Consider the following 26,277-nt stretch of genomic DNA (forward strand, 5'->3'; position numbering starts at 1 on the left):
AGTGAACAGTGAACAGTGAACAGTGAACAGTGAACAGTGAACAGTGAACAGTGAACAGTGAACAGTGATGATGCTGGCAGGCCCGGTTGAGGAGTCAAGCGGTTTCGCTGTTAACTATTCACTATTAACTGTTCACTGATCAGTATCCTTTGACGCTGAAGTCCACCTCAAAGGTAATCCCCTCCACCCGACTCACGGCGGTGTCGATGCGGCCGTCCGGGTACAGGTCCAGCCAACGGTAGCCCGGGTTGCTGTCGTCGACGGCGAAGTCTTCGCTTTTCGGTTTGAACTGCACGCAGGTGCTGGGCACTGCCAGCAGGCGTACGCCGTTGCGCAGGTCATCATATTCCTGATGCACATGGCCCCAGATAATGGCGCGCACACGGGGGTGGCGGTCGATGACGGCGAAAAACTGCTCGGCACTACCCACCACCTGGGTGTCCAGCCAGGCACACTCCATGGGCACCGGATGGTGATGCAGGCATACCATCAGATGTTCGCCACGGGCGTTGGCCAGGGCGTCATCGAGAAATTTCAGATCTTCGTCAAACAGGTCGCCAGGGACTTCACCGGGGATGGTGGAGTCGAGCATGATGATGGTCCAGTTGCCGATCTCCAGCACACAGGGACTGATGCGCTCGCGATGGCAATCCAGGGCCTGGAGCATGGGGGCGGGCTTGTCGTGATTGCCTTCCAGCCAGTATACCGGTGCCGGGAAGGCAGAAAGGGCCTGCTCCAGCCGCTGATACGACTCAAAGGAAGCATCCTGGGACAGATCCCCGGTGGCCAGAATCAGGTCCGGACTGGGCTGCTCACCACGGATCAGCTCCAATACCTTATCCAGACTGAACTGGGTATTCAGGCCCAACAGCTTGCCTTGTGTATCGGCAAACAGATGGCAGTCTGATAACTGCACCACTCGAAGGGGCTGCAACTGCTGCGTCAAGATCCCCGCTCCCGTCCTCGATTTATTATTCCCGTTTGGGAGGCAGCGAATGCTCTCCCGAGCATTCCCTCAACGCTCATGAATCACTTATAACCAAGATGATGGCACTTTTCTAGGAAAGACGTCCAAGATCAGGACATGGTTAGCATTTCTTTACAGCTACCTTGAGGAATTACCGGTCACCTGCTGGCGCCAGTCGTTGCCTGCATCACGACCATGGTCGTGGACATGGCGCAACCACTCGGCCAGGAAACGGTTCCACTGCACTTTTTCATCACGCTGGTGCATATGGCGATTGGGATAGGCATAGCGGGCATTGACCCGCCGAAAAGGACGCGCCTCGGTGACTTCAGCCAGGCGCGCATCGTGATACAGGCGCACGGTCAGGCGTGAGGCCGGCAACACATCCAGCAACTCCTGGTCTTCCAGGCGTACGGTGGTGGTATAGGGGGAGCGTTCCAGCACCCGCAATTGCAGGGTATGAGTATGCTGGGTGTGACCCAGCTCCACATCCATGCTGTCGCGCTCGCCCATGGCGTTCATCAACGGCAGCATGCGGGCGTAGTTTTCCTCGCACTGGCTCATCAGGGCCCGAAAATCCAGCCGGTAGCGATCGCGGCGTTTCATACTCCGTCCCAGGCTGCATCCAGCCGGTCGCGGTGCAGCAGCAGCCACTGCAGAGCAATCAGGGACGCCGCGTTATCCACCAGACCGGACGCCAGCAATTCGGGAATCTCTGCCACCGGCACGGTCAGGGCACGAATGTCCTCACCTTCGTCCGGGCACCCGAAGATACCGCCGGCGTCAGCCAGATCTGCCTGGCCGACAAATACCTGCAGACGCTCATTGGTGCCACCGGGGCTGGGCATATAGGCGGCGATGGTTTCCATCTCGCCCAGGGTAATGCCTGCTTCCTCCATGGCTTCACGGCGGATCAGGTCAGCGGCACTTTCGCCGTCCTTGTCGGCAATGCCGGCGATCAACTCCAGACACCAGGGCGACTGGCGCCATTCCAGCGCGCCCACACGGAACTGCTCCACCAGCAGGATTTCACCCCGGCGGGGATCATAGGGCAACACCGCCGACGCCTGCGGGCGTACAAACAGCTCCCGGCGTACCGGTTTGCCCCAGCCGCCGTTGTACTGCCGGTGTCTCAGGGTCAGGGTGTCGACACGAAAGAAGCCCTGAAACGGGGTAACCCGTTCCAGCACTTCCACGTCATCGGGGCCGAACAGCGGCTTCAGTTCACTCATTGGCTTCATGGTAAAGGGCGCTGCCCTTTTCACGGAACTCCTTGGATTTCTCTTCCATGCCGGCTTCCGCGTCCGCCTGCGCCACCTGCTCTCTGCCATCGCCGTAAATCTCACGGACTTCCTGGCTGATCTTCATGGAGCAGAACTTGGGCCCGCACATGGAGCAGAAATGCGCCACCTTGTGGGCCTGCTTGGGCAGGGTTTCATCGTGGAATTCCCGGGCACGGTCCGGGTCCAGGCCCAGATTGAACTGGTCTTCCCAGCGGAATTCGAAGCGCGCCTTGGACAGGGCATTGTCGCGCAGCTGGGCGCCCGGATGCCCCTTGGCCAGATCCGCCGCATGGGCGGCAATCTTGTAGGTAATGATGCCTTCCTTCACGTCTTCCCGGTTGGGCAGACCCAGGTGCTCTTTTGGCGTCACATAACAGAGCATGGCGGTGCCGTACCAACCGATCATGGCGGCGCCAATGGCGCTGGAAATGTGATCGTAGCCCGGAGAGATATCGATAGTCAGCGGACCCAGGGTGTAGAACGGCGCCTCACCACAGTGCTTCAGCTGCTCGTCCATGTTGGCCTTGATCATGTGCATGGGCACGTGGCCGGGGCCTTCGATCATCACCTGCACGTCGTGCTCCCAGGCGATCTTGGTGAGTTCACCCAGGGTGCGCAGTTCGCTGAACTGGGCTTCATCGTTGGCATCAGCAATGGAGCCGGGGCGCAAGCCATCACCCAGACTGAAGGTCACGTCGTAGGCCTTCATGATCTCGCAGATGTCTTCGAAATGGGTGTAGAGAAAGCTCTCTTTGTGGTGCGCCAGGCACCACTTGGCCATGATCGAGCCACCGCGGGAGACAATACCGGTGACCCGGTTGGCGGTCATCGGCACGTAGCGCAGCAATACGCCGGCGTGAATGGTGAAGTAGCTCACCCCCTGCTCGGCCTGCTCGATCAGGGTGTCGCGGAAGATTTCCCAGGTCAGGTCTTCGGCCACGCCGTTGACCTTTTCCAGTGCCTGATAGATCGGCACCGTGCCGATGGGCACCGGCGAGTTACGCAGAATCCACTCGCGGGTTTCATGGATATTGTCGCCGGTGGACAGATCCATCACCGTATCGCCGCCCCAGCGGGTGGCCCAGGTCATCTTGGACACTTCTTCCTCGATGGAAGAAGTCACCGCCGAGTTACCGATGTTGGCATTGATCTTGGTAAGGAAGTTACGGCCGATGATCATCGGCTCGATTTCCGGGTGGTTGATATTCACCGGAATCACCGCCCGCCCCCGGGCCACTTCGTCACGGACAAATTCCGGGGTGATTTCCGCCGGGATGCTGGCGCCGAAATCCTGCCCCGGATGCTGATCCATGGGCAGCCCCGCTTCCCGGTGCTCACGCAACCGCTGGTTCTCGCGGATGGCAATAAATTCCATTTCCGGGGTAATGATGCCCTGGCGGGCATAGTGCATCTGGCTGACGTTCTTGCCGGCTTTGGCACGGCGCGGAACGCGGGTGTGCTGGAAACGCAACCCGGCCGTTTTCAGGTCCTTGGCGCGCTTTTGCCCGTATTCACTGGTCAAACCATCCAGTTGCTCGGTATCATCCCTTTCCTGAATCCAGTTCATACGGATTGGCGCCAAGCCCCGCCGCACATCAATGGTCACGTCCGGGTCGGTATAGGGGCCGGACGTATCGTAGACGCTAACCGGTGGGTTATCCTCGAACTTTCCGTCCGCCAACGGGGTCGGACTCTGGCGTATTTCTCGCATGGGGACACGAATGTCCGGGCGAGAGCCGGTAACATAAATTTTTTGCGAGCCGGCGATAGGCTGGCAGGATTCATCAATCGTATTAGCGGTGATGGGGCGCTGATCGTCTGGCACGTCGGCCTCCGGAAAACATGGGAAAAGACAGGAATGGCGGACACTATACGCCAGCGCCTATCGGCCAAACAACCGCGACACCGGTGTGACAGAAGCCGTATCAATTTTCTGTACCACCCAGTACTATAATGACCAAACTCACCCAGGAAAGAGTGCACCAGAATGAAGCGCAGCCCAACCAAGATCCTCGTTCTCATGCTGACCTCACTGGCCAGTTCCGTCCACGCCGCCGATCTGGTCGAGATCGCCAACGCCGCCTGGAGCTATGACGGCACCTGGCGGGCCGCCCGCATGAGCTGGGACGCGGACCAGCAACTGCTGGTGCAGGGCCGCGCGGCATTGTTCCCCACTGTCTCCGCCACTTATGGCCGGTATGACACAGAGCGTGATTTGAAGGACTTGGGCGTCACCCAGGAATTCGGCACCGAGACCACCACGGTGCAACTGACGCAGCCGTTGTTCCGCATGGATGCCTGGTACGGCTACAAAGAAGCCAAGTCGAGCACCGATATTGCCCAAGCCAATTTCCAACAGGCCCGGCAGGATTTTGTCCTGCGCGTGGCCCAGGGCTACTTCGGTGTACTGCGCGCCTGGGACACCCTGGTGTCCGCCAAGGCCGAAGAAAAAGCCATCGGTCGACAACTGGAACAGACCCAGGAACGTTTCGATGTGGGACTGGTACCCGCCACCGATGTGGAAGAAGCCCAGGCCACCTATGACCTGACCCGGGTGAACCTGATTGTCGCCCAGCAACAATATGACATCGCCCGCGATCAGCTGGAATCGCTGAGCGGTCAACGCTGGGAAACACTCTCTGAACTCAAAGACGAACTGCCCATGAAAGGCCCGCAACCGGCCGACATGAATGACTGGATTGACAAGGCACAGTCCCAAAACCCCCAGGTTCTGGCCGCCCGGTATAATTCCGAACTGACAGAAAAAACGGCGAAACGCCAGTTGGGAGCCCAGCTTCCCCAGGTTCAATTTGTTGCCCAGTACCAGAACGCCAACTCCATCCCTGAAGATAATAGCGCCTCAGGCTTTGGTACCGGGGTCAACCCGGACAGCGACACCAAACAGATCGGCGTGGAAGTCACCATGCCTCTGTTTCAGGGCGGTGGTCTGAACAGCCGTCGCAAAGAAGCCGCCCTGCGTGCAGATGCTGCCGTCTATGAGTACCAGCAGGCCCTGCGCGATATCATCCAGCAAGCCCGCAGCGCCTACCGTACAGTGGAATCCGATGCCCTGCGCGTGAGCGCCCGCAAGCAGGCCATCCGCTCCGCCCGCTCGGCCCTGGAAGCTACCCAGTCAGGTTACGAGGTCGGTACCCGTAATGTGGTGGACGTGCTCAACGCCCAGCAGGCCCTGTTCGCCGCCGAACGCGACTACGCCAACGCCCGTTACGACTACATCATCAACTCCCTGACCCTGAAATCCACCACCGGTGACCTTCAGCAGGGAGACCTGGCAGGCATCAACCAGTGGCTCTCGGACACCAACACCCTGAACATCTACCAGCCGGACCTGGAAGGCCGCAGCGACGCGCTGGTGCCTGACGCGCGGTACTGAAGAGCAGTGAATAGTTAACAGTGAACAGTGAATAGTTGCGCGTGTGAGCGCAACCATTCTCTGAAAGCCAAGAGGCCGCGCCCATACACTGGGCGCGGCCTCTTGCGTTTAATGCCGTAAAAGTCCTTTCGCGTCGCTGTTAACTATTCACTGTTAACTGTTCACTAATCAGTTCAAGCCCTTTCTCCAGCGCCCCACGATTGGCTTCCACCACCGCTGCGGCCGCCTGCCCCTGACGCTGGCGTTGATCCGGATATCGGAACAGGGCCTGCAAGGCAATCGCCAGGGCATCCGCATTGTCCACCAGGGCCAGGGCATCGGCATCATCCAGCAGCCCGGCGATGGCGGTAAAGTTGTGCAGGTGCGGCCCGGTAACGACCGGCTTGCCCCAGCCGGCCGGCTCCAGCAGATTGTGCCCGCCCACCGGCACCAGCGAACCACCGACAAACGCCACATCCGCCACACCGAACAGCATCAGCAGTTCGCCCATGGTATCGGCCAGGTAAACCCCGGTGTCGGCCGAGATTGCCTCTTGCCTGCTGCGCCGGGCCAGCGCGAGCCCCTGCTGGCGAATCAACTGCGCCACGCTGTCGAACCGTTCCGGATGGCGGGGCACCAGCACCAGCAGCGCATCGGGCAGCACTTGCAGCAATGCATGGTGGGCTACCAGTACAGGCTCATCCTCGCCAGGGTGCGTACTGGCAGCGATCCACACCGGGCGCTCGCCAATTTCCGCCCGCAAACTCGCCGCCGCCTGCTGGACCGTATCGTCCAGGCTCATGTCGAACTTCACGCTGCCGATGGCATGCACCCGTTCCGGCCAGGCCCCCAGGGCGATATAACGCTCCCGTTCCACCGGAGTCTGCACCGCCAGGGCATCGAACCGCGCCATCATCGGTCGCACCAGGCGGGGAAGCTTGCTGTAGCCCCGGTAGCTTTTCTCCGACAAACGCCCGTTCATCAGCATCAGCTTGGCGCCGTGACGTTTCACCGCCGCACACAGGTTGGGCCACAATTCGGTTTCCAGCACGATCACCGTTTTCGGATCAAACGCTCGCAGAAAACGGTTCAGCGCAGTGGGCAACTCCCAGGGGCAATAGACATGGGTCACCCGATCTCCGAACAGGGCTTTCACCCGCTCGGAACCGGTGGGTGTCGTCGTGGTCACCAGCAATGGCGTATCCGGATAATCCGCCAGCAACCGCTCGATCATCGGCACTGCCGCCAGGGTTTCCCCCACCGACACCGCATGCACCCAGATGCTGTTTTTCAGGGTGCCGGGGCGATACCCCCAGGCCATGCGTTCCTTCCAGCGCTGACGATAGGCCGGCGCCTGCCGACCGCGCAGCCAAAGGCGCAAAAACAGTAACGGGAGCAGTAAATACCAAAGAAAGGAGTAAAGGGTTTGCATAGGCGCTCTTGTCTCGGTGTGAGGACTGCTTGCATGCATAACGCTACAGGAAAAGCAGGGTAATGCCTGTTGCCTGCTTGCGTGCCCGCAGCGCAGCCTATGCTAGCATAGCGGCAACTTTCTCTGATGGTGAGCCATGAGTCACTCCCCTCTGAAACCCGACATTCTGATCTTCGGCGGCGGCATTGCCGGCCTGTGGCTGATCAACCGGCTCAACGCGGCCGGATACCAGTGCCTGCTGCTTGAAACCGACACCCTGGGCGGCGACCAGACCCTGGCCAGCCAGGGCATCATTCACGGCGGCCTCAAGTATGCCCTGGGCGGCAACCTGTCCAGTGAATCGGAATCCATTGCCGCCATGCCGGACCGCTGGCGTGCGGCCATGGCCGGCGACGATCCGGTGGACCTGTGCCAGCTGCAAGTGCTCAGCGATACCCAGCACATGTGGTCCAGTGGTTCCGTGGCCTCGCGCATGACCAACTTCTTCGCCAGCAAGATGCTGCGTGGGCGCATCGAAAAACTGAAGCGGGACCATTTCCCTTCCGCTCTGGCGGACAAGGCCTTCAAGGGCAATGTCTACAAGCTGGATGATCTGGTCATCAACACCGAATCATTGATCGACACCCTGGCCGCGCCGGTGCGTGAGCGCCTGCTGGCCTTCGATATGGAACGCGATTCTCTGGAATGGGGAGAGCAAGGGCTGAAAGCGGTAACCGTCAATGGCCAGCGTATCGAACCGGCCCTGACCATCCTGTCCGCCGGCAATGGCAACCCGGCATTGCTGGACGGTGCCCATCAGGCCCGCCTGTTGCCCGAGGAACACAGCCAGTTACGGCCGCTGAAAATGTTGCTGGTGAAGCACGATCTGGGCCACCGCCTTTACGCCCACTGCGTCGGCACCAGCAACAAGCCGGTGCTCACCGTGACCACCCATGACTGCCCGGATGGCAAGGTGGTCTGGTATCTGGGCGGCGACCTGGCCGAGCGGGGCGTGGAACGCAGTGACCAGGAACAACTGGCCGCCGGCCGAGACGAAATGAAGCTGTTGTTTCCCTGGCTCGATTTCAGTCAGGCCGAATTCGCTGTCCTCAACGTGACCCGCGCCGAACCGAAACAACAGGCGCTGGTAAAACCGGACAACGCCTACGCCCACCGCGATCACAACCTGATCGTCGCCTGGCCCACCAAACTCACCCTGGCCCCGGATCTGGGCGACAGAGTGATGGCGTTGGTCAAAGAAAGCGGGCTGGAACCGGGGACACCGCTAACGGTACCGGCAGCGCTGGAACAGGCGCCCATGGGCGTGCCGTACTGGCACCGCTGTTTTTGATCCCCCTGCAGGAGCGCCGCTTGAGGCGCGAACCTGCTTGCGACGGCTTTCCCAAGTACAATTCGCGCCTCAAGCGGCGCTCCTACAGCGAGAATGTTTCAGGAGACTTCATGTCCTTCATGCGCCCGCTGGGCAACACAGGGTTAACCGTCAGCGCTCTCGGCCTTGGCACGGTAAAGATCGGCCGCGACAAGGGCGTGAAATATCCCAGCGCCTTCACCATTCCCGATGACAAGTCGGTGGTGGAATTGATCGCCCGGTCCCGGGACCTGGGCCTGAACCTGATCGACACCGCACCGGCCTATGGCCGCAGCGAAGAGCGCCTGGGACAACTGCTCCGCGATCGCCAGCACTGGGTCATCGTTACCAAGGTGGGCGAGGAGTTCGACAACGACAGCGGCGACAGCCACTTCGATTTCTCCCCGGAACATGTACGCACCTCGGTGGAACGCAGCCTCAAGCGACTCAATACCGACTACCTGGATTGTGTGCTGGTGCATTCCGACGGCAACGATCTGGACGTCCTCAACATGGGCACCCTGGATGCCCTCAACGATCTGAAAAAAGCCGGCCTGATCCGCGCCACCGGCATGTCCAGCAAGACCGTGGCCGGCGGTATCGACACCCTCAACCAGGCAGACGTGGCCATGGTCACCTACAACCTGGCCCATGATGAAGAGCTACCGGTGATCGAACACGCCGCCGCCCGGAACAAGGGCATCCTGATCAAGAAAGCTTTTGCCAGCGGCCACCTGCACAACCAGGGAAAGGACCCGGTGCAGGAAAGCATGAACAAGATCCTTGGCACCCCCGGCGTCGGCAGTATTATTGCCGGCACCATCAACCCGCAGCACCTGCGGGAGAACGTGGAAAAAGCACGCCGCGCCTGCGGCGAATAACAAAAAAAGGAAACACTATGCGCAGCTTACTCAGTATCGCGCTGTTATTACTGGCCTCAGCCGGCCAGGCCGACAAGGTCTATCTTCTGGAAAACGCACCCAGCGACTGCCGGGCCGGCGATACCGTTACTATAGAAACCGGCGGCAAACTTCAGGGCCTGCTGTTCAGTGACGCCTGGATCGAAAACAACGCCAAAAAGAAACTGTTCAAGGCCATCAGGAAAGCCGACGGCAACCGGGCAGTCCTGAAAGACCGGCGCGTATTTCTGATGGATAACCATCATCGCGGGATTCAACGCATTGAGCTGGAAGCCTGGACCTGGCGCTGTGAAGGGCAATTAAAAATTGATAATGAATAATTGATAATGGAAAGCCGCCAGGGTTCGAGACCGCAGGCTGCGTTGCAAGCGCCGCGCTTGCGCTGACCTTACCCGACTGGTGTAGGGTGGGTTAGCCCGAAGGGCGTAACCCACCAGTTAACCCACCGCTTCCAATGGCTGCTGGCCCAATGCCACCGACGCCGCCTGATGTCCTTGCCAATAGCCCTGCTCCAGCTTCTGCCCATTGGTGGTCAACCGGCTCACCGGAAAATCCCGGCCCGGCGCAATCACGGTTACCCGACAATCCGCCGGCGGATTATCAATAAAGTCCAGCGCGTCATTGTAGGCTTGCGAGCGCTTGAGCATGCCCGCATACAAACCCGGCATATCCTTGACCCAGGGTTTCAGCAGCGGCGTCAACGCGCTGGGTTTCTTGCGATAGCCCTGATGCCGCGACAGCACCACGGTGATATCCCTGGCGCCCTGCTCATAGGCCCAACGCACCGGAATGGAATCGCCCAGCCCGCCATCAGTCATGGGATGCCCGTTCACCGTGGGGAATTGCCGGTAAGCAAAAGGAATGGAACAGGACGCCGTCATGATCTCGTTCAGGTTATCCGGCGTCGCCTGATGGTAACGAGGCGCTCCATCTTCCACCGAGGTGGTGACCACCCATAACGGCGTCTGCGACTGCCAGTGCCGGCCCAGATTGAGCGGCACATCCTGCAAGGATTGATGCCATAACCAGTGCACGTCACACAGATGACCGCCGCTCATGAAACGCTGCCAGTTGATGAACTCAGCCCGGCAGGCGTGATCAGTAATGATGTGCCGACTGCGCCCATGATCCCCGGCCAGGTAACCAATCAGATTGGTAGAGCCGGCGGACACGCCCACCGCAAAATCGAATTCCCGGTACTCATTTTCCAGAAAGGCATCCAGCACCCCGGCGGCAAAAATACCGCGCATGGCGCCTCCTTCCACAACCAGCGCTCGCGAAGACATGCACGCCTCCTGTTGGATCCGACTTCCTTATCAACTCTGTCAAAACGCGGCCAAAAGCGGAAATAGCACAGCCCTTTTCCCGCCATCGTTGCCGGCAATAGCAGTGCCAAACCGCAACGCAACCTTTTGCACTCTTACAGCGCAGCTGCATCAGCGTGGCGCATACCAGCCTGAAGGCTCCCGCCGATAACGTCAGCCCTCAGAGATTTAATTTTTGTAAAAACAATCACTTAAATTATTTCCATTCGTTTGGCACCGCCTTTGCACAAGTCCGCATACCAACTTGTGTACAACTAGGTGTGCTAACGAATGATTGGCTGGACTCTTCAACAATGGCAGGCGGCCTACCGCAGCGGTGACCTCACCCCGGTACAGGCCATGAAACAACTGGCGACACTGCTGCACGACAGCGAGCGCGCCCTGTGGATTCACCTGCTGGACGAGTCCTCTCTGCTTGCCCAGGCCAATGCCCTGACCGACCCGGATCTGCCTTTATACGGCGTGCCTTTTGCGGTGAAGGACAATATCGATGTGGCCGGCATTCCCACCACCGCCGCCTGCCCCGCCTTTGCCTACATCCCGCAGGAAGACGCCACCGTGGTCAGACTTCTGCGCGAGGCCGGCGCCATTGTGGTGGGCAAAACCAACCTGGATCAGTTCGCCACCGGCCTGGTTGGCACCCGCTCCCCTTACGGTGAGGTACCCAACCCTTTCAACCCCGACTACCTCAGCGGCGGCTCCAGTTCCGGCTCCGCTGTCAGTGTCAGCCTGGGGCTGGTGCCTTTCTCCCTGGGTACCGACACCGCTGGCTCCGGGCGAATTCCCGCTGCCTTCACCAATACCGTGGGCCTGAAACCCACCCGCGGTGCCGCCAGTACCAAAGGTGTGGTGCCAGCCTGTCGAACACTGGACTGTGTCAGCGTCTTTGCGCTGAACGTAGAAGACGCCCAGAGCGTTTACCGCATCATCGGCCAGTTCGATAGCGCCGATGCCTACTGTCGCCAGGCACCGTCGCGCCAGAACACCAGGCTGCCGCCTCGCCCCCGACTGGGCATCCCCAGGGACCTGCCCTGGTTCGGTGATACCCGGGCGAAAGCGCTCTGGGAACAGCAACTGGAAAGCCTCAGCCGCATTGCCGAACTGGTTACCGTGGACACCATGGTGCTGCAGGATGCTGCCGCCCTGCTCTATCAGGGGCCCTGGGTCGCCGAGCGTTTCACCGTCACCGAAGCCCTGCTGCACAGGCAGCCGGACGCAGTACTGCCGGTCATTCGCGACATCCTCGAACCGGCCGCACAACTCAGCGCCGTTGACAGTTTCCGTGCCCAATACCGGCTGGCCGAACTCAAGCGCCAGTCCGACACCCTGCTGGCGGAGGTAGATGCGTTACTCCTGCCCACGGCGCCGGGGATCTACACCCGCGACGCAGTGCGCGACGACCCCATCACCCTGAACAGCCAACTGGGCACCTGGACCAACTTCGTCAATCTGCTGGACCTGTGTGCGCTGGCCTTACCCGGCGGCTTTCGGGATGACGGTCTGCCCGGGGGCGTCACCCTGATCGCCCCGGCCTGGAACGACCATGCCCTGGCCGAATTCGGACAACGCTGGCAACAACACCAGCCCTGGCAGGCCGGCGCCACCGGACTGGATCTGCCCGCGCCGCAAACACCCACCACCATTGACGATGACAACACCATCACCGTGGCCGTAGTCGGCGCCCACCTCACCGGCATGCCACTCAACAGCCAGCTCACCGAGCGTGACGCGGTGCTGCTGGAAGCCACTCACACCGCACCCTGCTACCGCCTCTACGCCCTGGCCAACACGGTACCTCCCAAGCCCGGCCTGATCCGCAATGAAAAGGACGGCGGCGCCAGCATTCCCATAGAACTGTGGCAAATGCCGATCGAACACTTCGGCAGCTTTGTCGGCCTGATTCCCGCCCCGCTGGGCATCGGCAGCCTGGAAACCGTGGATGGCCGCTGGGTGAAGGGCTTTATCTGCGAGCCCTGGGCCATCGATGACGCCACCGACATTACCGAACTGGGCGGGTGGAGACACTACAGTGCTTCACTCCATCAGACCGCTTCTCGATAAAGACGGCCCGCTACAGAGTGAAACCGATGGAAACAACGTCATGACTCTATCTCCCAGTAACAGACAACCTAGCCTGTCAGAACAGATCTATGCCCGGCTCAAGCAAGATATCTTTGATTTTCGTCTGCTGCCCGGAGACCGTTTCACCGAAAACCACATAGCCGAAAAAATGGGCTCCTCACGCACACCCGTTCGCGAAGCGTTGTTTCGCTTGCAGCGTGAATCGTATGTGGATGTCCTGTTCCGCAGCGGCTGGCAGGTGAAACCGTTTGATTTTCGCTATTTCGAAGAACTCTACGGTGTCCGCACCGCTCTCGAATGCGCGGCAGTGGACACCCTCTGCAAGCTCCCAAGGGGAGCTGCAGCAAACCAAACGCTGCAGCAACTGATGCAACAATGGAGCCTCTCACCCATCGAAAGACTGACGGACGGCCCTGCCGTCGCCGTCATGGACGAGAACTTCCACGGCCAACTTGTCGCCGCCGCGGGCAACCGGGAAATGGAACGCATTCATCAGGATCTTACCGAACGACTGCGTATCATCCGGCGCCTGGATTTCACCCAGCAAGACCGCATTGCGGCCACCTATGACGAACACGCCGCCATCCTCAAGGCCGTTGAGAATGGCCAGGCTGAAGATGCCAAGCATCATCTGCAGAGCCACATCGAATCCTCCCGACATGCCGTCCGCAACATTACCCTGCACATGCTGCAGGAAGCCCATGCTAACAATCAGAACACTGCTGCAATCAGAAGCCATATTCATAGGGGAGGGGCCACTACCGCCGCAATACCACAGCCGGATAGCTCTTCCTGAATCACCGCTTTCACGGGTTGCTCCTGTGCGTCGATACCCTAGTCAGCTTACACTGGCCGCCTTGCACACTGACAGGCGACCACAATGCTCAACCGGATGACCCAATTGTTCCCGCTATGGGCCCTGTTGTTTTCCCTGCTGGCCTACTGGCAACCTGCCCTGCTGGTCGGCGGCAAGGACGCTATTGTGCCATTGCTCATGCTGATCATGTTCGGCATGGGCCTGTCGCTCACCTGGGAGGATTTTCAGCGGGTGCTGCGCCAGCCGGGAATTATCGCCCTGGGGCTGCTGCTGCAGTACAGCCTGATGCCATTGCTCGCCTTTGCCATCGGCATCGCCCTGCAGCTGCCCCAGGAATTACTGGTGGGGCTGGTACTGGTGGGCGCCTGCCCCGGCGGCACTGCGTCCAATGTGATCGCCTATCTGGCGCGGGCGGATGTGGCCCTGTCCGTGGCCATTACCTTTGCCTCTACCCTCGTGGCGGTGGTTGCCACGCCTTTACTGACCTGGGTGTATCTAGGCGAGCGCATTCCGGTGCCCATCGATGGCATGCTGATTTCATTGCTGCAAATCGTGCTGCTGCCGGTGACCGTGGGCTGCTTTCTCAACACCCGCTTTGCCCGCCAGCTGGCACCGCTGCGGGATGTCTTTCCGCTGGTTTCCGTGGCGGCCATTGTGGTGGTGATCGGGATTATCGTGGCACTGAACCAGGGACGCATTGCCCAGGCAGGCATTGCCATCTTTATTGCGGTGGTGGCCCACAACGGTCTCGGCCTGGCCAGCGGCTACGGCATCGCACGGCTGTTGCGCCTGGATAAAAAGCGCGCCCGCACCCTCGCCATTGAAGTGGGCATGCAGAATTCCGGGCTGGGAGTGGCTCTGGCGGTGAAGCACTTCAGTGCCATGGCCGCGCTACCCGGTGCGCTATTCAGTATCTGGCACAATTTGTCCGGATCCTTCCTGGCCACAATCTGGCAACATGATACTTCTGGTTCAAACATTTGTAGCGACAACGAATAACATCATTAGCAAAATCACTTGGGAGCAAGGCCCTGCCCATAAAAAAAGCGGACCAGAGGCCCGCTTTGATATTGCTCACAACCTGAATCAGTCGATCACGCTGCTACCCGCTCCAGCGCTGATATCCTTGAGGATAACCGTGCCCGTGGCCGAACCATCGGACACCCAAGGCTCCAAGCCTGAACTGCCATCATTCGCAATGAACAGGTACTTGTTGCCCAGCTCACCATTCACGGTGGGAGGCACCTGATACATAAACGCCAGCGGGAAAGGCTCCGAACCTGCACCCGCCGCAGTATCATTGATATCCTTGACCAGCTCCGTCCCCTGCGAGGTGCCATCGGTCTTCCACAGTTCGGTACCGAAATCACTGCCACCGGCGCCCTCGGTATCCGCCGCAAAGAACACGGTACCGTTAGCCTCCACCATGGTCCAGGCTTCAACATCAGAGAAGGAATAATCTCCCGTGCTACGCACTGCCGGATCAATTTCTGCAGTGCCACTGGTGTTATCGATGCGCAGCAGATACGGGGTTACCCCGGCTTGCTCCACGTACATAAACACACCCAGTGAGGTGCCTACCAGCCGATCTTCATAAGGCTTATTCGCTTCGCTGGCGGTCAGGTTGGTTACCGTGCTGCCGTCATACTCGAAGATATTCAGGTCTGTGGTGTTGGTTCCCTTATCCGCAACGAAATACACCTTGCCGTTGCTGATTACCACATTCTCAGTAATATCGAGCCGTACCGTGCTGCCACCATCATCAAAGGCTACTTCCTCGATATTGCCATCTTGATCCAGCTCGTACAGACGAGTTTCTGCATCGGTGGCGTTAAAACGCCCGGTAAACAGCAGCTTGCCGTTATAACCCAACCAATCATCATCGCCAATCAGTTGCGGGTATTTCGTCAGAGAGCCGCCGATGATGGTGTCGTTATTGGTGGCGATCTTCGCGGTTCCTGCCGTGGTACCATCGGTGAAGTAGACATCGCCGGCAGGCTGATCAAAGAAGAACAGGCCGCCATCCACCGGGGTCAGGGACTCAGGCGCCGTATTGCTGGTCGGGTTGCCGTTAATATTTGACGACAACACTACTGAGTCATTAGTAACGGGGTCGAAAACCACCAGCTCGCGGCCAAACTGATCCACCACAGCATTCATAAACAATTTTCCAGCCGCCGGCACCATATTGTGCGGCTGACCGTTGCCATTGGGATAGATGTCCGCCACACGCTCGGTGCCCGCGCCGGTGCCGTCGGTGGCCCACAGCTCCACATCGCCGTTGCTGTCCTTGCCTGCAAAGTAGAACGTGCCGTCTAGCTCCGCCATGTAACCACCGCCGAAACGACCCACTTCAAAACCGTTGTTATTGTCATCAACAATCTTGCTGGTGCCGGCAGGGGTACCGTCCGTTTTGTAAAGGTATTCCGTGGGAAGCGCCGCCCTTGCCGTGGCACGGAGCACCGCAATGGCGCCGGCGCTTTCAGCCGCAGGAAATACCACAAAGCCATTGCCCCCTTCTGCCACGGTGGTGCCACCGCCGCCAGAGCTGGAAGAACCGCCACCACAGGCGGTCATCATGGTGGCCACGCCGATGGCGGCAGCCAGTTGAGTGAGTTGCTTGTTGATCATTACGTTTACCCCGATTAGTGACTCATCCCAGAGAGAGGCTCATTAGAGCATCGGGGGGAACGCCGCTTCTTCACCCTGATGGGTGAATTTCACCGGGGGACACTTACACGCCGTCATAATCGGGCTAGACTGGTAGTCGTCATTTTACAAACCTGCCAGCCATGCCAGAAACCCTTCGTCGTGCGGTGACGGAAAACCGCGAACGCATCCTTCAGGAGCGCCACAACCTGTTCATGGAAGAGGTGGGGTCACGCATGGTGCTGTCGTTTTTTATTGCGGCGGCACTGCCATTATTTTTTCTGGAGATGCGTACCGAACCGCCCTTTATCGGCTGGTATACCGTGCTGCTTTGTGTCGCAGCACAATCGCTTTTCCTGATCCGGTTTTACAGCGCCCATCGGGAACACGAAGCGCCTAAAACCCGAAAATGGCATCGACTAAACCTCTACCTGGCCGTGATCTGGGCGATGCTCTGGTCAAGTTTCCCTTATCTCTTTCTGCAAGGGGCCACGCCGGTAACCCTGCTGACCTGTCTGGTTATCCTGTCGGTGGCCACCTCGATTCCGTCCGTGTCCATGGGGGTCTATCCAGATATTTTTATCGGCTTCATTACTCCGGTCTATCTGGCCTGGCTGGCCTTTATTCTGGTTTACGTACCGGAAGCACCCGGGATCATCAAAATGATCCCGCTAATCAATCTTATTTTCATGGCGCTGTTCAGCCTTTACATCCACCGCTCACAAATCAGCACCATTGCCCTGCGCATTGAAGCCGAGCAGGCCAGTGAACGGGCCAGCAAGGCCAGCGAAAGCAAGACCCGCTTTCTCGCTGCGGCTAGCCACGATCTGAGGCAACCGCTGCAGGCGGCCACCTTGTATGCCGCCATGCTGAAGAACAATGCCGCCCCACAACCCGAGATCGTCGCCAAACTGGATACCGCCATTGCCTCCTGCAATGAACTGCTGGGGCACTTGCTCATGCTGTCACGCTTGCAGTCACAGCGACTGAAACCGCGTAAGCGTATTATCAATCTGCTCGATACCCTGCAGCCGATCCTTGATGAGGTACGCCCCCAGGCAAGCGCCAAGCAACTGACGGTGGTCACCGAAAACCTGGCCGGCCAGCACATTTTCACCGATGGCATCATGTTCGCCCGTATTGTTCGCAACCTGATCAGTAATGCCCTCAAGTACACCGAACAGGGGCACATTCGTATCGTCGCCCGGCAGCAAGACAAACAATTGTTGCTGGACATCGAGGATACCGGCATCGGCATTGACGACATTTACCAGTCTGACGTGTTTGAGGAATTCATGCAGATAGACAATGACCAACGTTCGATCCAGAACGGACTGGGGTTGGGCTTGGCCATTGTCAGCCGGCTGGGTGCCCTGTGCGAGATCCCGGTGCAAATGCGGTCTCGGAAGGGGGAAGGCACCACCTTCACCTTGACGTTACCGGCGGCGGCCACCTGCCTGCCGCCGCCCGCTGACAACGTGGTCAATGCGCTGCCGCTGTTTGAAACACTGACAGTGCTGTTGATAGATGATGACAAACGCGTCACGGAAGCCCTGAGCGGCCTGCTGGGCAGTTTGGGCGCAACGGTATCTGCTCACCATTCACTGGAACCGGCCATGCAGGCATTGAAAGAGCGCGGCTCACCGCCATCAGTGGTGATCACCGATGATCAGATTGGGCCGCATACCAATGCTGGCTCGGTGATCGAAGCTGTCACCGCCTTATTTCGTCAGCCCGTGCCAACACTCATCATTACCGGCAACACCAATCCGGATTTTATCCAGACTCTGCCGGATGACATCGATGTGCTTTTCAAGCCGGTGGCAGCAGATGCGCTGACCGCAAAACTGGAAGAGATGCTGGCGCCCAGCAGCGCAGCCTAAAGCAGCCCCATCTGGCGGGCTTTTTCGATACAGGCAGTGCGGTTGGCCACATCCATTTTTTCGTAAAGCAGGCGCAGGTGAGTCTTGATGGTGTTCACGCTGACAAACAGCTGGCGGGCGATTTCCTTGTTGCCATGGCCTTCCTGAAGCATGGCCAGAATGGCAAGTTGCTGACGAGTGAGGGTGAGCGCTTCTTCCGGGCCAGAGCCAGCCATCAGCCGGAAGGATTCAGAAAAATAGCTACGGCCAGTCATGACTTCACGAATGGCAAACAGGATCTGTTCTACCGATTCACTTTTGTCCACGAAGCCATTGACCTTCAACTGCACGGCCCGGCGCACGGTGGTTTCTGTGGCAGAGCCAGAACACACCAGCACTTTAGCCTCGCCCATCAGGCGGCCAATCAAGCTCCACAGGGTAAGCCCATCCAGATCAGGCATGGCCTGATCAAGAATCACGAGATTATACTCTGGTAATAATTGGCGATTATCCAGCAACCACTTTGGCTGCTCGCAAGTGGTAATACTCGCCTCTGCATAGGCATGCTTGAGCGTAATGCTTAACGCATCAGCAAACAGCTGATGATCGTCCACAATCAAAATCTTCAACGGTACTGCCTTATCCCGATCCTGGTTATAAGCTTATTAGACAGTGAAGATTATTTCCACGGCAAGTCCTTGCATTCAACGAGCACAACCGCGCCGCGACGGCACAACGATAGATCGACAAGGCCTTTCGAGCGCATTTTACGGCGCAAGCCGCTCCCTCACCCAACTCCCGTCCGCCTGTTTGCGGTAACGGAAACGGTCATGCAGTCGGCTTGGCCGACCGTGCCAGAACTGGATTTCCGTGGGCGTGATGCGATAGCCACCCCAGTTGGCAGGTCGGGGCACTGGCGCTTCCGGGTGCTGCTGTTGCAAGGCTTCCACTTCCGCTTCCAGCCATTCCCGGCTGGTCGGCTGGCTTTGCGGGGAAATGGCCGCGCTGATCTGGCTGGCGTAGGGTCGCGACGCAAAGTAGCTTTCCGATTCCTCTTCATCCACCTTGCTGGCTTCACCGATCACAATCATCTGCCGGTCAAAGGGCTGCCAGAACATGGTGAACGATACCTTGGCATTGGCCGCAATCTCTTCACCCTTGCGGCTGTCGTAATGGGTAAAAAAGGTAAAGCCGCCGCCTTCGATCCCTTTCAGTAATACCACCCGGGTAGAGGGTTGGCCGTCAGCACTGACCGTGGCCAGGGTCATGGCGTTGGGCAGCGGGAACCCGGCTTCAATGGCTTCATCCACCCAGCGCCGGGCCTGCTCTACGGGATTGTCGTGGAGGTGTCCTTCGCTAAGGCCCTCGGCATGATATTCTTCGCGTACGTCTTTCATGGTCTCCCCGGCGTTTAGACTGAGCAAGCAGTATAGCGCCGCTACCGTGAAGACACCGAACCGGGATCAAGAAAACCATGCTGGATACCTCCGCCGAAAACCGCCGTCGCCATTCTCTGGACCCACATCAGCCGGTGTGGCTGTTTGGCTATGGTTCTCTGATCTACAAGGCGGACTTCCCCTTTCTGGAACGACGGCCCGCGACCATCCACGACTGGGCACGTCGTTTCTGGCAGGGATCCCATGACCATCGTGGCACCCCGGACCGCCCCGTCCGGGTGGTCACCCTGATTCAGACACCGGGCGCCCTCTGCACCGGTATGGCGTACCGGATTACCCCGGATGTGTTCGAGCATCTCGACCATCGGGAGAAAAATGGTTACCTGCGCTTTCGCACTCCACTGACTTTTGCCGACGGGGATCAGGCGGACGGTCTGGTCTATATTGCCACCGAGGACAATGCCGCTTTTCTCGGCCAGACCGACGAACTGCTGATTGCCCGTCACATCGCCACCAGCCAGGGCCCCAGCGGCAGCAACCGGGATTATCTGCTGCAGCTGGCCGAGGCGTTGCGGGACATGGACGCTGACGACGACCATGTCTTTACCATCGAACGGCACCTGCTCAGCCTGTAGGCTTTGCCGTCTCCCGTTGGCGCTTTGCTCGCAAAGCGAAGGCTTCTGCCGGTCCGGGGTCTGAGATTCGCTTTGCATGCAAAGCTCCAACAGCGGCATTCACACCGCCTGCATATACCGATCCCAATAGCCATGCTGCGGCTCAATCTGCTCCACCACATCCACCCATAACCCGGACGGGTCACGCAGGCCGAAGCGGCGCTGACCGAAAGGCTCGTCGCTGAGCGGGTAATCCACCTGGCCGTCACTGGCCTGGAAATCCGCCAGCGCCTGACGGGCATCCTCCACTTCGATCTCCAGGCACAGTCCCTGCCCGCCAAAGGTCTCCGGGCCCGGTGGGGCTGAGGGATGATCCGGGCTCATGAACGCCACCACGCTGCCCTGCTGCTCGTCACCCAGCAGCACAAACCAGTCGCTGTCGAACAGCACATCCAGGCCGAAATGCTGTTGCCAGAAATCCCGGCAGGCCACTTTATGCTCGGTGACCACGATGGGGTAACGGTCGCTGATCTTCATCTGATACCTCCTTGTGAATAAAACAGACAATCAGTCTGTTTTGAGTAAATAAAAACAAACTGGTAGTCTGTTTGTCAACCAGAAGAGGACATCATGGCCACCAATGCCCAACGTCGCGCCCAGACCCGCGGCTGTCTGATCAATGCCGCCCGCCACCTGTTTGCCGAGCAGGGCTACGCAGACACCAGCACGGAGACGATTCTGTCCGGTGCCGGGGTGACCCGGGGCGCCATGTATCACCACTTTCGCAACAAGGCGGAGCTGTTCGAAGCGGTTTGCGATCTGCTCAGCCGGGAAGCCATGGCCGCCATCGAGAAAGCCGTGGCCGGGCAGCGCGGCAGCCTGGCCACCCTGAAGGCCGGCAGCCTGGCCTGGGTGGATTTCATGGCCCGGGATGATGTGCGACGCATCCTGGTCGTCGAGGCGCCCTCGGTGCTGGGTCAGGAGCGTTGGCGGGCCCTGGACGAGCGTTACAGCTTCCCGCTGTTGCGTGAGGGCATCCGTGAAGCCATGGAAGAAGGCGCCCTGCACTTTTCCGGCAGCGCCGAAGGACTGGCCGTGTTGCTCAACGGCGCCATGAATGCACTGGTACTGAATGACCCCTGGGCCGAGAATCTGCCCCGCTTGCGCCGGGATCTGCTGGCGCTGTTCGATTGCTTTAGTGGAGAGACCCCATGAGCGCCTGCCCCTGCCAGTCCGGACTGGACTACGCACACTGTTGCCAGCCCCTGCACCAGGGCAAACCGGCGGGCTCGCCGGAAGCGCTGATGCGCTCGCGGTTTTGCGCCTTTGCGTTGAAAAATACCGACTACATCGCCCGGAGTTGGCACCTGAGCCAGCGCCCTGTCGGGCTGGACCTGGATAACCACCAGCAGTGGCTGGCTCTGGAGATCATTGCCAGTGGCGAAGAGGGAGATACTGGCTGGGTACACTTTCGCGCCACCAGCAAGGACCGCCAGGGCTTGAGCGTACTCGAAGAGCGCTCGCGCTTCGTGCGCGAAAACGGCCACTGGTATTACCTGGACGGCACACCCTCGGTGAGCACGATAAAGCTGGGCAGAAACGATCCCTGCCCCTGTGGAAGCGGCAAGAAATTCAAAAAGTGTTGTGGGTGAAGGAAGTAGTTGAAAGTTCAAAGTGTAAAGTTAAAAAGCGCGGACTGAATGGTCGGGAAACGGGCAGGGCGTGCCCGCGATTCATCCTCAAAGCTCGGGCAAGGCCTTTCCGGCTAGCCCCGACCAATTCGCGCTTTTTAACTTTGAACTTTCAACTTTTAACTTACCTCCCCAGTTACTGAAACGACAGCAGCCCATCTTCCACCGGCTCTTCCAGCAGGATGTGCTTGTCCTTGCCGTAATGGTTCACCACCTTCCACGGGTGATGTCGCCCCTGGCGCGGCAGTTTATGGCTTGAACGTTTCACGTACCCGGAGGCCAGGGCATCCATGATGGATCTGTCTGCCAGGGTCAGATCGCTGTCCCCTTCCGGGGTGACGACCGTCAGCCCTTCCGCGTCCATGTAATTGAGCAAGCGGCAAATATAGGCCGAGGCGATGTCCGCTTTCAGGGTCCAGGATGCATTGGTATACCCGAATATCCAGGCCATGTTCGGCACACCTTCCATCAGTACGCCCTTGTACGTCATCCGCTCACTCACATCCAGAGGCTCGCCATCCAGGGACAGGCTCATTCCCCCCAGCACCTGCAGGTTCAGACCAGTGGCGGCAATGATGATATCCGCATCCAGCTCCCGGCCGGATTTGAGACGAATCCCCTTTTCCGTAAAGGTATCGATATGGTCGGTCACAATATCGGCTTTGCCTTCGCGCAAGTCCTTGAACAGATCCGCATCCGGCACTGCGCAGAGTCGTTCATCCCAGGGCTGATAAACGGGCTGGAAATGCGTCATGTCGAAATCCTTCCCCACATGACGTTTCACGTTGGATAACAGCATCTTGCGGGTAAAGTCGGGGTACTTTTTCGCGATCACATAGATCAGCCGCTGCAACTTGATATTGCGCCAGCGGGCCATGCGGTAGACCCAGCCGGACGGCAGCACACGATCCAGCAATTCAGAAAATTTGTCGTAGGCGGGAACAGAAAAGATATAGGACGGTGATCGCTGCAGCATGGTGATGTGGGATGTGTCCTCCGCCATGGCCGGCACCAGTGTCACTGCAGTGGCACCGCTGCCAATCACCACCACTTTCTTGTCTCGGTAATCCAGGTCTTGCGGCCATTGCTGTGGATGCACGCAGGTTCCCTGAAACCGCTCCATGCCGGGAAAATCAGGCAGATAACCCTGATCATAATTATAGTAACCGGTGCAGCCGATCAGAAAGCGGGACACAAAGGTTTCCGTTTCTCCGCTGTCTTCGCGCTCCGCCGTCACGGTCCAGTGTTTCTCTGTAGAGGACCATGCCGCCCCGGTGACTTTGAGACCATAATGAATATGTTGGCTGACGCGATATTCATCGGCGGTCTCGTGAATATAGTTGCGAATAGATGGCCCATCCGCCAGCACCTGCAGTTCATTCCAGGGGCGAAAACCGTAGCCGAAGCTGAACATGTCCGAGTCGGAGCGTATGCCGGGATAACGAAACAGGTCCCAGGTGCCACCCATGGCCTGACGCCGCTCCAGAATGGCAAACGTCTTGCCGGCGCATTCTTTCTGCAGGTGACAGGCGGCTCCGATTCCGGAAAGCCCGGCACCAATGATCAGCACATCAAATTCCTGCTGGCTGCTTTTTTTATTCATCCGCTGTCTCCCGAAAAATTCGCAAAACCCGGCCCTGCGGCTTCTGCAGGGGCAACAGTAACGCTTACGCTTCCTCCCTATCCCAACGTAATTTATCGCTGTTAACAATCCTTTTTATTCACACCACCGCACTGCAAATTCTTTCCGCGAAAAGATCCGCAAGGTTGCCAAGTTAATACAAACCATCGCTTGGCCACTCGCAACATTGGGTATAGCTTGAAACTGAAACCGCGATTTCATCGCGGCGCATGACGTGAGCCTTTGCCGCCACGCTGAAATCAGCGATTCAGGTTCAAAGTGATAACTTTGCATGCAGGGTGGAGACATGAAATCAGCAGAACAAACCACCGCGTTTACAGACTGGCATGATGGTAAACGTTACCTCTGGTTACTCAGCCCCGCCATTCCAGTGCTGGCTGTGTCGTTTCTACTCATCTACATGTTTATTTGGGACTGGCCCGGCCTGCTCTGGGGTGGCCCCTTGCTGGTGTACGGTCTCATTCCCCTCGCCGATTGGGTCATCGGCACCGACACCAACAACCCGCCTGAATCCGCCGTCCCGCAACTGGAAGACGACAAGTATTATCGCTTGATCGTCTATGCCTATATTCCCACGCAATATCTTGCCACCATCATGGGGGCCTGGCTGGTCGCCCAGGGGCAAACGCCGTTATGGGGATTGGTGGGTCTTGTCTTCAGTGTCGGCGCAGTTAACGGCATTGCTATCAACACCGCCCATGAACTCGGCCACAAGAAGGGCAAAACGGAGCGCTGGCTGGCCAAGATCACCCTGGCGCCGGTGGCTTACGGCCATTTCTTTGTGGAACACAACAAGGGCCACCACAAAAACGTGGCCACCCCGGAAGACCCGGCCAGTGCCCGCATGGGCGAATCCTTCTGGCGGTTCCTGCCGCGCACCATGATCGGCAGCGTCAAATCGGCATGGAGCATCGAAGCCCAACGGCTGGAGCGTTGTGAAGACCCGCTATGGTCCCTGAAAAACGAAAACCTGCAGGCCTGGTTGATGACAGTGGTGCTGTTCGGGCTGCTGACCCTGTGGCTGGGCTGGATCGTGCTGCCTTTCCTGCTGCTGCAGGCGTTCTACGGGGCATCTCTGCTGGAAGTGATCAACTACATGGAACACTACGGTCTGCTGCGCCAGAAGAAAGCCGACGGCCGTTATGAACGCTGCGAACCGAAACACTCCTGGAACAGCAACCACATCGTCACCAACCTGTTCCTCTATCAGCTGCAGCGTCACTCTGATCACCACGCCAACCCTACCCGGCGTTTCCAGGCCCTGCGCCATTTCGATGACAGCCCACAGCTGCCCTCCGGTTACGCCTCCATGCTGATGCCGGCCTACTTTCCCTTCGTCTGGTTCCAGAAGATGGACCCGCTGGTGTACCAGCACTACAAGGGTGACCTGACCCTGGCCAACCTGCAGCCGGACAAGCGGGAAAAGCTGCTAAAAAAATGGCAACAGCCGGCGGTTACCTATCACAGCGCCGACTCGGAACCGGATGTGGCCGAAGGCGCCGTGGCCGAAGCCCGCCAGGCGGAACAGGAAATCGATACTCCGCACCAGTTCCAGTGCCCCAATTGCGGCTATGTGTATGACGAGAGTCGCGGCGAAGAAAAAGAAGGGTTCCCGCCGGGCACCCGCTGGCTGCAGATTCCCAACGACTGGCCGTGCCCGGATTGCGCGGTGCGCGAAAAAGTGGATTTTGTCCTCAGGAAACACTGAGAGGACAACCCCGGCGAACCTATATCCCCCCCCGTGTACGCCGGGGTCTTTTACAGCGCCCCCTCCTTGCGCATGGCGAGAGGGGGCATTCCAAACCAGCGTCGAAAGGTTCGGCTGAAGTTGGATGTATCCTGGTAGCCAAGCTTCTCGGCGATACGTTCTATGGGCAACTGGGTTTCTGTCAGCCACCAGGCTGCCAACTCGCTACGCACATCATCCAGCAATTGCTGATAACGGGTGTCTTCCGCTTTCAACTTGCGGATCAGCGTGCGTGGCGACATGGCAAACTTTTCCGCCATGACTTCCAGAGAAGGGAACTCTCCCTGACAATCCAGTAGCACCAGGCTGACCTGCTGACTGAACGGCCCGCCCTTTTCCAGCTGTTTGAGCTGGTGCTCACAATCACGGATGGCATTGCGGTGCATGGCCGGGTCTGCGGTCAGGCAAGGGGATGCCAGTTGCTCTGGTGGCACCTCAATCAGAAAGCACTCCGCATCAAACGCCACTGGACAACCGAGCAAACGCTCATAGTGCTCCGCCCAGGAGGGGCGCTCAAAAGGCAGGTGAACCCGCGCGTCGCGGGAGCGCCCGGCGGACACCGCATCCGTCATCTGGAAGTAACTGCCCAGTAGAGCGCCGAGCAAAAATTCCCGGCAATCCCCCAGATCCGTTTGCTCCTTCAACTGTAGACGGCCCCAGCCATCCTGCTCTTCAAACGTTAGCTGGATCAGCTGCAGGCGCACTCCCACATAGCGGGCCACCACTGACAACAGGGTGCGTATATCCGGAGCCGACACCACCGCATAACCCAGAGCGCCGTGGGATGATACCGGCGTATTACCGCCAATCTTCACTCCGATCCAGGGTTCCCGGGTCAACCGCAAGGCCCGACGGATCAACCGTGACAGCTGCTCCAGGCTGAGGTAGCGGTGCTCGCTCAACAATTCCTGCCAGGCCAGCCGGGTACCGGAAAAGATATCCCCGTCACTGAAACCTTCCTGTTTCAGGTGCGCACAGAGCACACGGCTATAGGTCGGATGAATGGCCGGTTTCAACCGGTCCATTTCCCCAAGCGCCATCAGATCCTCTCCCGTCAGTGAGTGAGCCCCTAGCCTACCCCTAAACGCCCTGTTTAATCTGTCACTTTATGACGATTTTTTGCCACCT

General features: G+C 58.8%; 24 protein-coding genes. 12 read left to right on the forward strand and 12 right to left on the reverse strand.

Annotated features, from left to right (window positions below):
* Positions 1-139 precede the first annotated feature (139 nt).
* The 4 genes from cpdA to thiC form a co-directional block, all read right to left on the reverse strand.
* Complete coding sequence (cpdA, locus tag ACMG4N_RS00745; protein ID WP_272975323.1) at positions 140-946, reverse strand: 3',5'-cyclic-AMP phosphodiesterase; 807 nt, start codon at positions 944-946, stop codon at positions 140-142.
* 159 nt (positions 947-1,105) lie between these two features.
* Positions 1,106-1,573, reverse strand: a complete 468-nt coding sequence (locus ACMG4N_RS00750) for a DUF1249 domain-containing protein (protein WP_272961445.1) — start codon at positions 1,571-1,573, stop codon at positions 1,106-1,108.
* On the reverse strand, positions 1,570-2,199 hold the full coding sequence (locus tag ACMG4N_RS00755; RefSeq protein ID WP_414432553.1) for an NUDIX domain-containing protein: 630 nt from the start codon (positions 2,197-2,199) through the stop codon (positions 1,570-1,572). The genes ACMG4N_RS00750 and ACMG4N_RS00755 overlap by 4 nt, the downstream gene beginning before the upstream one ends.
* Positions 2,192-4,075 carry a phosphomethylpyrimidine synthase ThiC gene (gene thiC / locus ACMG4N_RS00760; RefSeq protein ID WP_297766031.1) on the reverse strand — a complete coding sequence of 628 codons (1,884 nt, stop codon included), beginning with the start codon at positions 4,073-4,075 and terminating at the stop codon, positions 2,192-2,194. Before thiC ends, ACMG4N_RS00755 begins: the two co-directional genes overlap by 8 nt.
* A gap of 162 nt (positions 4,076-4,237) precedes the next feature.
* Here thiC and ACMG4N_RS00765 point away from each other — a divergent pair, with 162 nt between their 5' ends.
* Positions 4,238-5,644 (forward strand): TolC family outer membrane protein, encoded by a 1,407-nt coding sequence (locus ACMG4N_RS00765; RefSeq protein WP_414432554.1) that lies wholly within the window; start codon positions 4,238-4,240, stop codon positions 5,642-5,644.
* A 139-nt stretch (positions 5,645-5,783) separates the two neighbouring features.
* Here ACMG4N_RS00765 and waaA read toward each other — a convergent pair whose 3' ends face one another.
* Positions 5,784-7,055, reverse strand: coding sequence for a lipid IV(A) 3-deoxy-D-manno-octulosonic acid transferase (gene waaA / locus ACMG4N_RS00770; RefSeq protein ID WP_414432556.1), 1,272 nt, complete (start codon positions 7,053-7,055; stop codon positions 5,784-5,786).
* Positions 7,056-7,191: 136 nt separating this feature from the next.
* Here waaA and ACMG4N_RS00775 point away from each other — a divergent pair, with 136 nt between their 5' ends.
* From ACMG4N_RS00775 to ACMG4N_RS00785, 3 genes are all read left to right on the forward strand, one after another.
* Entirely contained in the window at positions 7,192-8,385 is a 1,194-nt protein-coding gene (locus ACMG4N_RS00775; protein ID WP_414432558.1) for an FAD-dependent oxidoreductase, read from the forward strand.
* Positions 8,386-8,495: 110 nt separating this feature from the next.
* A complete protein-coding gene (locus ACMG4N_RS00780) occupies positions 8,496-9,284 on the forward strand; it encodes an aldo/keto reductase (RefSeq protein WP_272961596.1) in 789 nt (262 codons plus the stop codon).
* Positions 9,285-9,301: 17 nt separating this feature from the next.
* Complete coding sequence (locus tag ACMG4N_RS00785) at positions 9,302-9,643, forward strand: hypothetical protein (protein ID WP_414432560.1); 342 nt, start codon at positions 9,302-9,304, stop codon at positions 9,641-9,643.
* Between the two features lie 117 nt (positions 9,644-9,760).
* Here the strand turns inward: ACMG4N_RS00785 and ACMG4N_RS00790 are convergent, their stop codons facing one another.
* The gene (locus ACMG4N_RS00790; protein ID WP_414432561.1) at positions 9,761-10,609 is read right to left on the reverse strand and encodes a patatin-like phospholipase family protein; all 849 of its coding nucleotides are present in this window, start codon (positions 10,607-10,609) and stop codon (positions 9,761-9,763) included.
* Positions 10,610-10,918: 309 nt separating this feature from the next.
* Between ACMG4N_RS00790 and atzF the strand changes: the two genes are divergently transcribed.
* The 3 genes from atzF (at position 10,919) to ACMG4N_RS00805 (ending at position 14,546) form a co-directional block, all read left to right on the forward strand.
* Positions 10,919-12,709: an allophanate hydrolase gene (gene atzF / locus ACMG4N_RS00795; protein ID WP_297766014.1), complete on the forward strand. Its 1,791-nt coding sequence runs from the start codon at positions 10,919-10,921 to the stop codon at positions 12,707-12,709.
* Positions 12,678-13,526 carry a GntR family transcriptional regulator gene (locus ACMG4N_RS00800; protein WP_297766011.1) on the forward strand — a complete coding sequence of 283 codons (849 nt, stop codon included), beginning with the start codon at positions 12,678-12,680 and terminating at the stop codon, positions 13,524-13,526. Before atzF ends, ACMG4N_RS00800 begins: the two co-directional genes overlap by 32 nt.
* 84 nt (positions 13,527-13,610) lie before the next feature.
* On the forward strand, positions 13,611-14,546 hold the full coding sequence (locus tag ACMG4N_RS00805) for a bile acid:sodium symporter family protein (protein ID WP_297766008.1): 936 nt from the start codon (positions 13,611-13,613) through the stop codon (positions 14,544-14,546).
* Between the two features lie 87 nt (positions 14,547-14,633).
* Here the strand turns inward: ACMG4N_RS00805 and ACMG4N_RS00810 are convergent, their stop codons facing one another.
* On the reverse strand, positions 14,634-16,178 hold the full coding sequence (locus tag ACMG4N_RS00810; protein WP_297766005.1) for a hyalin: 1,545 nt from the start codon (positions 16,176-16,178) through the stop codon (positions 14,634-14,636).
* A 161-nt stretch (positions 16,179-16,339) separates the two neighbouring features.
* On the opposite strand from ACMG4N_RS00810, the gene ACMG4N_RS00815 reads away from it, so the two are divergent.
* A complete protein-coding gene (locus ACMG4N_RS00815; RefSeq protein WP_297766001.1) occupies positions 16,340-18,079 on the forward strand; it encodes a hybrid sensor histidine kinase/response regulator in 1,740 nt (579 codons plus the stop codon).
* On the opposite strand, the gene ACMG4N_RS00820 is transcribed toward ACMG4N_RS00815, so the two are convergent.
* On the reverse strand, positions 18,076-18,687 hold the full coding sequence (locus tag ACMG4N_RS00820; protein WP_297765998.1) for a response regulator transcription factor: 612 nt from the start codon (positions 18,685-18,687) through the stop codon (positions 18,076-18,078). The two genes, ACMG4N_RS00815 and ACMG4N_RS00820, sit on opposite strands and share 4 nt — an antisense overlap.
* Positions 18,688-18,825: 138 nt before the next feature.
* Positions 18,826-19,455 (reverse strand): pyridoxamine 5'-phosphate oxidase, encoded by a 630-nt coding sequence (gene pdxH / locus ACMG4N_RS00825; protein WP_035250448.1) that lies wholly within the window; start codon positions 19,453-19,455, stop codon positions 18,826-18,828.
* Between the two features lie 77 nt (positions 19,456-19,532).
* Between pdxH and ACMG4N_RS00830 the strand changes: the two genes are divergently transcribed.
* Entirely contained in the window at positions 19,533-20,090 is a 558-nt protein-coding gene (locus tag ACMG4N_RS00830; protein WP_297765993.1) for a gamma-glutamylcyclotransferase, read from the forward strand.
* Between the two features lie 99 nt (positions 20,091-20,189).
* Here ACMG4N_RS00830 and ACMG4N_RS00835 read toward each other — a convergent pair whose 3' ends face one another.
* Entirely contained in the window at positions 20,190-20,606 is a 417-nt protein-coding gene (locus ACMG4N_RS00835; protein WP_272961611.1) for a VOC family protein, read from the reverse strand.
* A gap of 93 nt (positions 20,607-20,699) precedes the next feature.
* On the opposite strand from ACMG4N_RS00835, the gene ACMG4N_RS00840 reads away from it, so the two are divergent.
* The gene (locus tag ACMG4N_RS00840) at positions 20,700-21,284 is read left to right on the forward strand and encodes a TetR/AcrR family transcriptional regulator (protein WP_297765984.1); all 585 of its coding nucleotides are present in this window, start codon (positions 20,700-20,702) and stop codon (positions 21,282-21,284) included.
* Positions 21,281-21,721: a YchJ family protein gene (locus ACMG4N_RS00845; protein ID WP_297765982.1), complete on the forward strand. Its 441-nt coding sequence runs from the start codon at positions 21,281-21,283 to the stop codon at positions 21,719-21,721. Before ACMG4N_RS00840 ends, ACMG4N_RS00845 begins: the two co-directional genes overlap by 4 nt.
* 175 nt (positions 21,722-21,896) lie before the next feature.
* Here ACMG4N_RS00845 and ACMG4N_RS00850 read toward each other — a convergent pair whose 3' ends face one another.
* On the reverse strand, positions 21,897-23,363 hold the full coding sequence (locus tag ACMG4N_RS00850) for a flavin-containing monooxygenase (protein WP_297765980.1): 1,467 nt from the start codon (positions 23,361-23,363) through the stop codon (positions 21,897-21,899).
* Positions 23,364-23,688: 325 nt separating this feature from the next.
* Here ACMG4N_RS00850 and ACMG4N_RS00855 point away from each other — a divergent pair, with 325 nt between their 5' ends.
* The gene (locus ACMG4N_RS00855; RefSeq protein WP_366516908.1) at positions 23,689-25,110 is read left to right on the forward strand and encodes a fatty acid desaturase; all 1,422 of its coding nucleotides are present in this window, start codon (positions 23,689-23,691) and stop codon (positions 25,108-25,110) included.
* Positions 25,111-25,160: 50 nt separating this feature from the next.
* Here the strand turns inward: ACMG4N_RS00855 and ACMG4N_RS00860 are convergent, their stop codons facing one another.
* On the reverse strand, positions 25,161-26,189 hold the full coding sequence (locus ACMG4N_RS00860; protein WP_297765977.1) for an AraC family transcriptional regulator: 1,029 nt from the start codon (positions 26,187-26,189) through the stop codon (positions 25,161-25,163).
* Positions 26,190-26,277 lie beyond the last annotated feature (88 nt).

Origin of the sequence: Alcanivorax sp. IL2 (genome assembly GCF_047495475.1) — a bacterium.
GTDB lineage: Bacteria > Pseudomonadota > Gammaproteobacteria > Pseudomonadales > Alcanivoracaceae > Alcanivorax.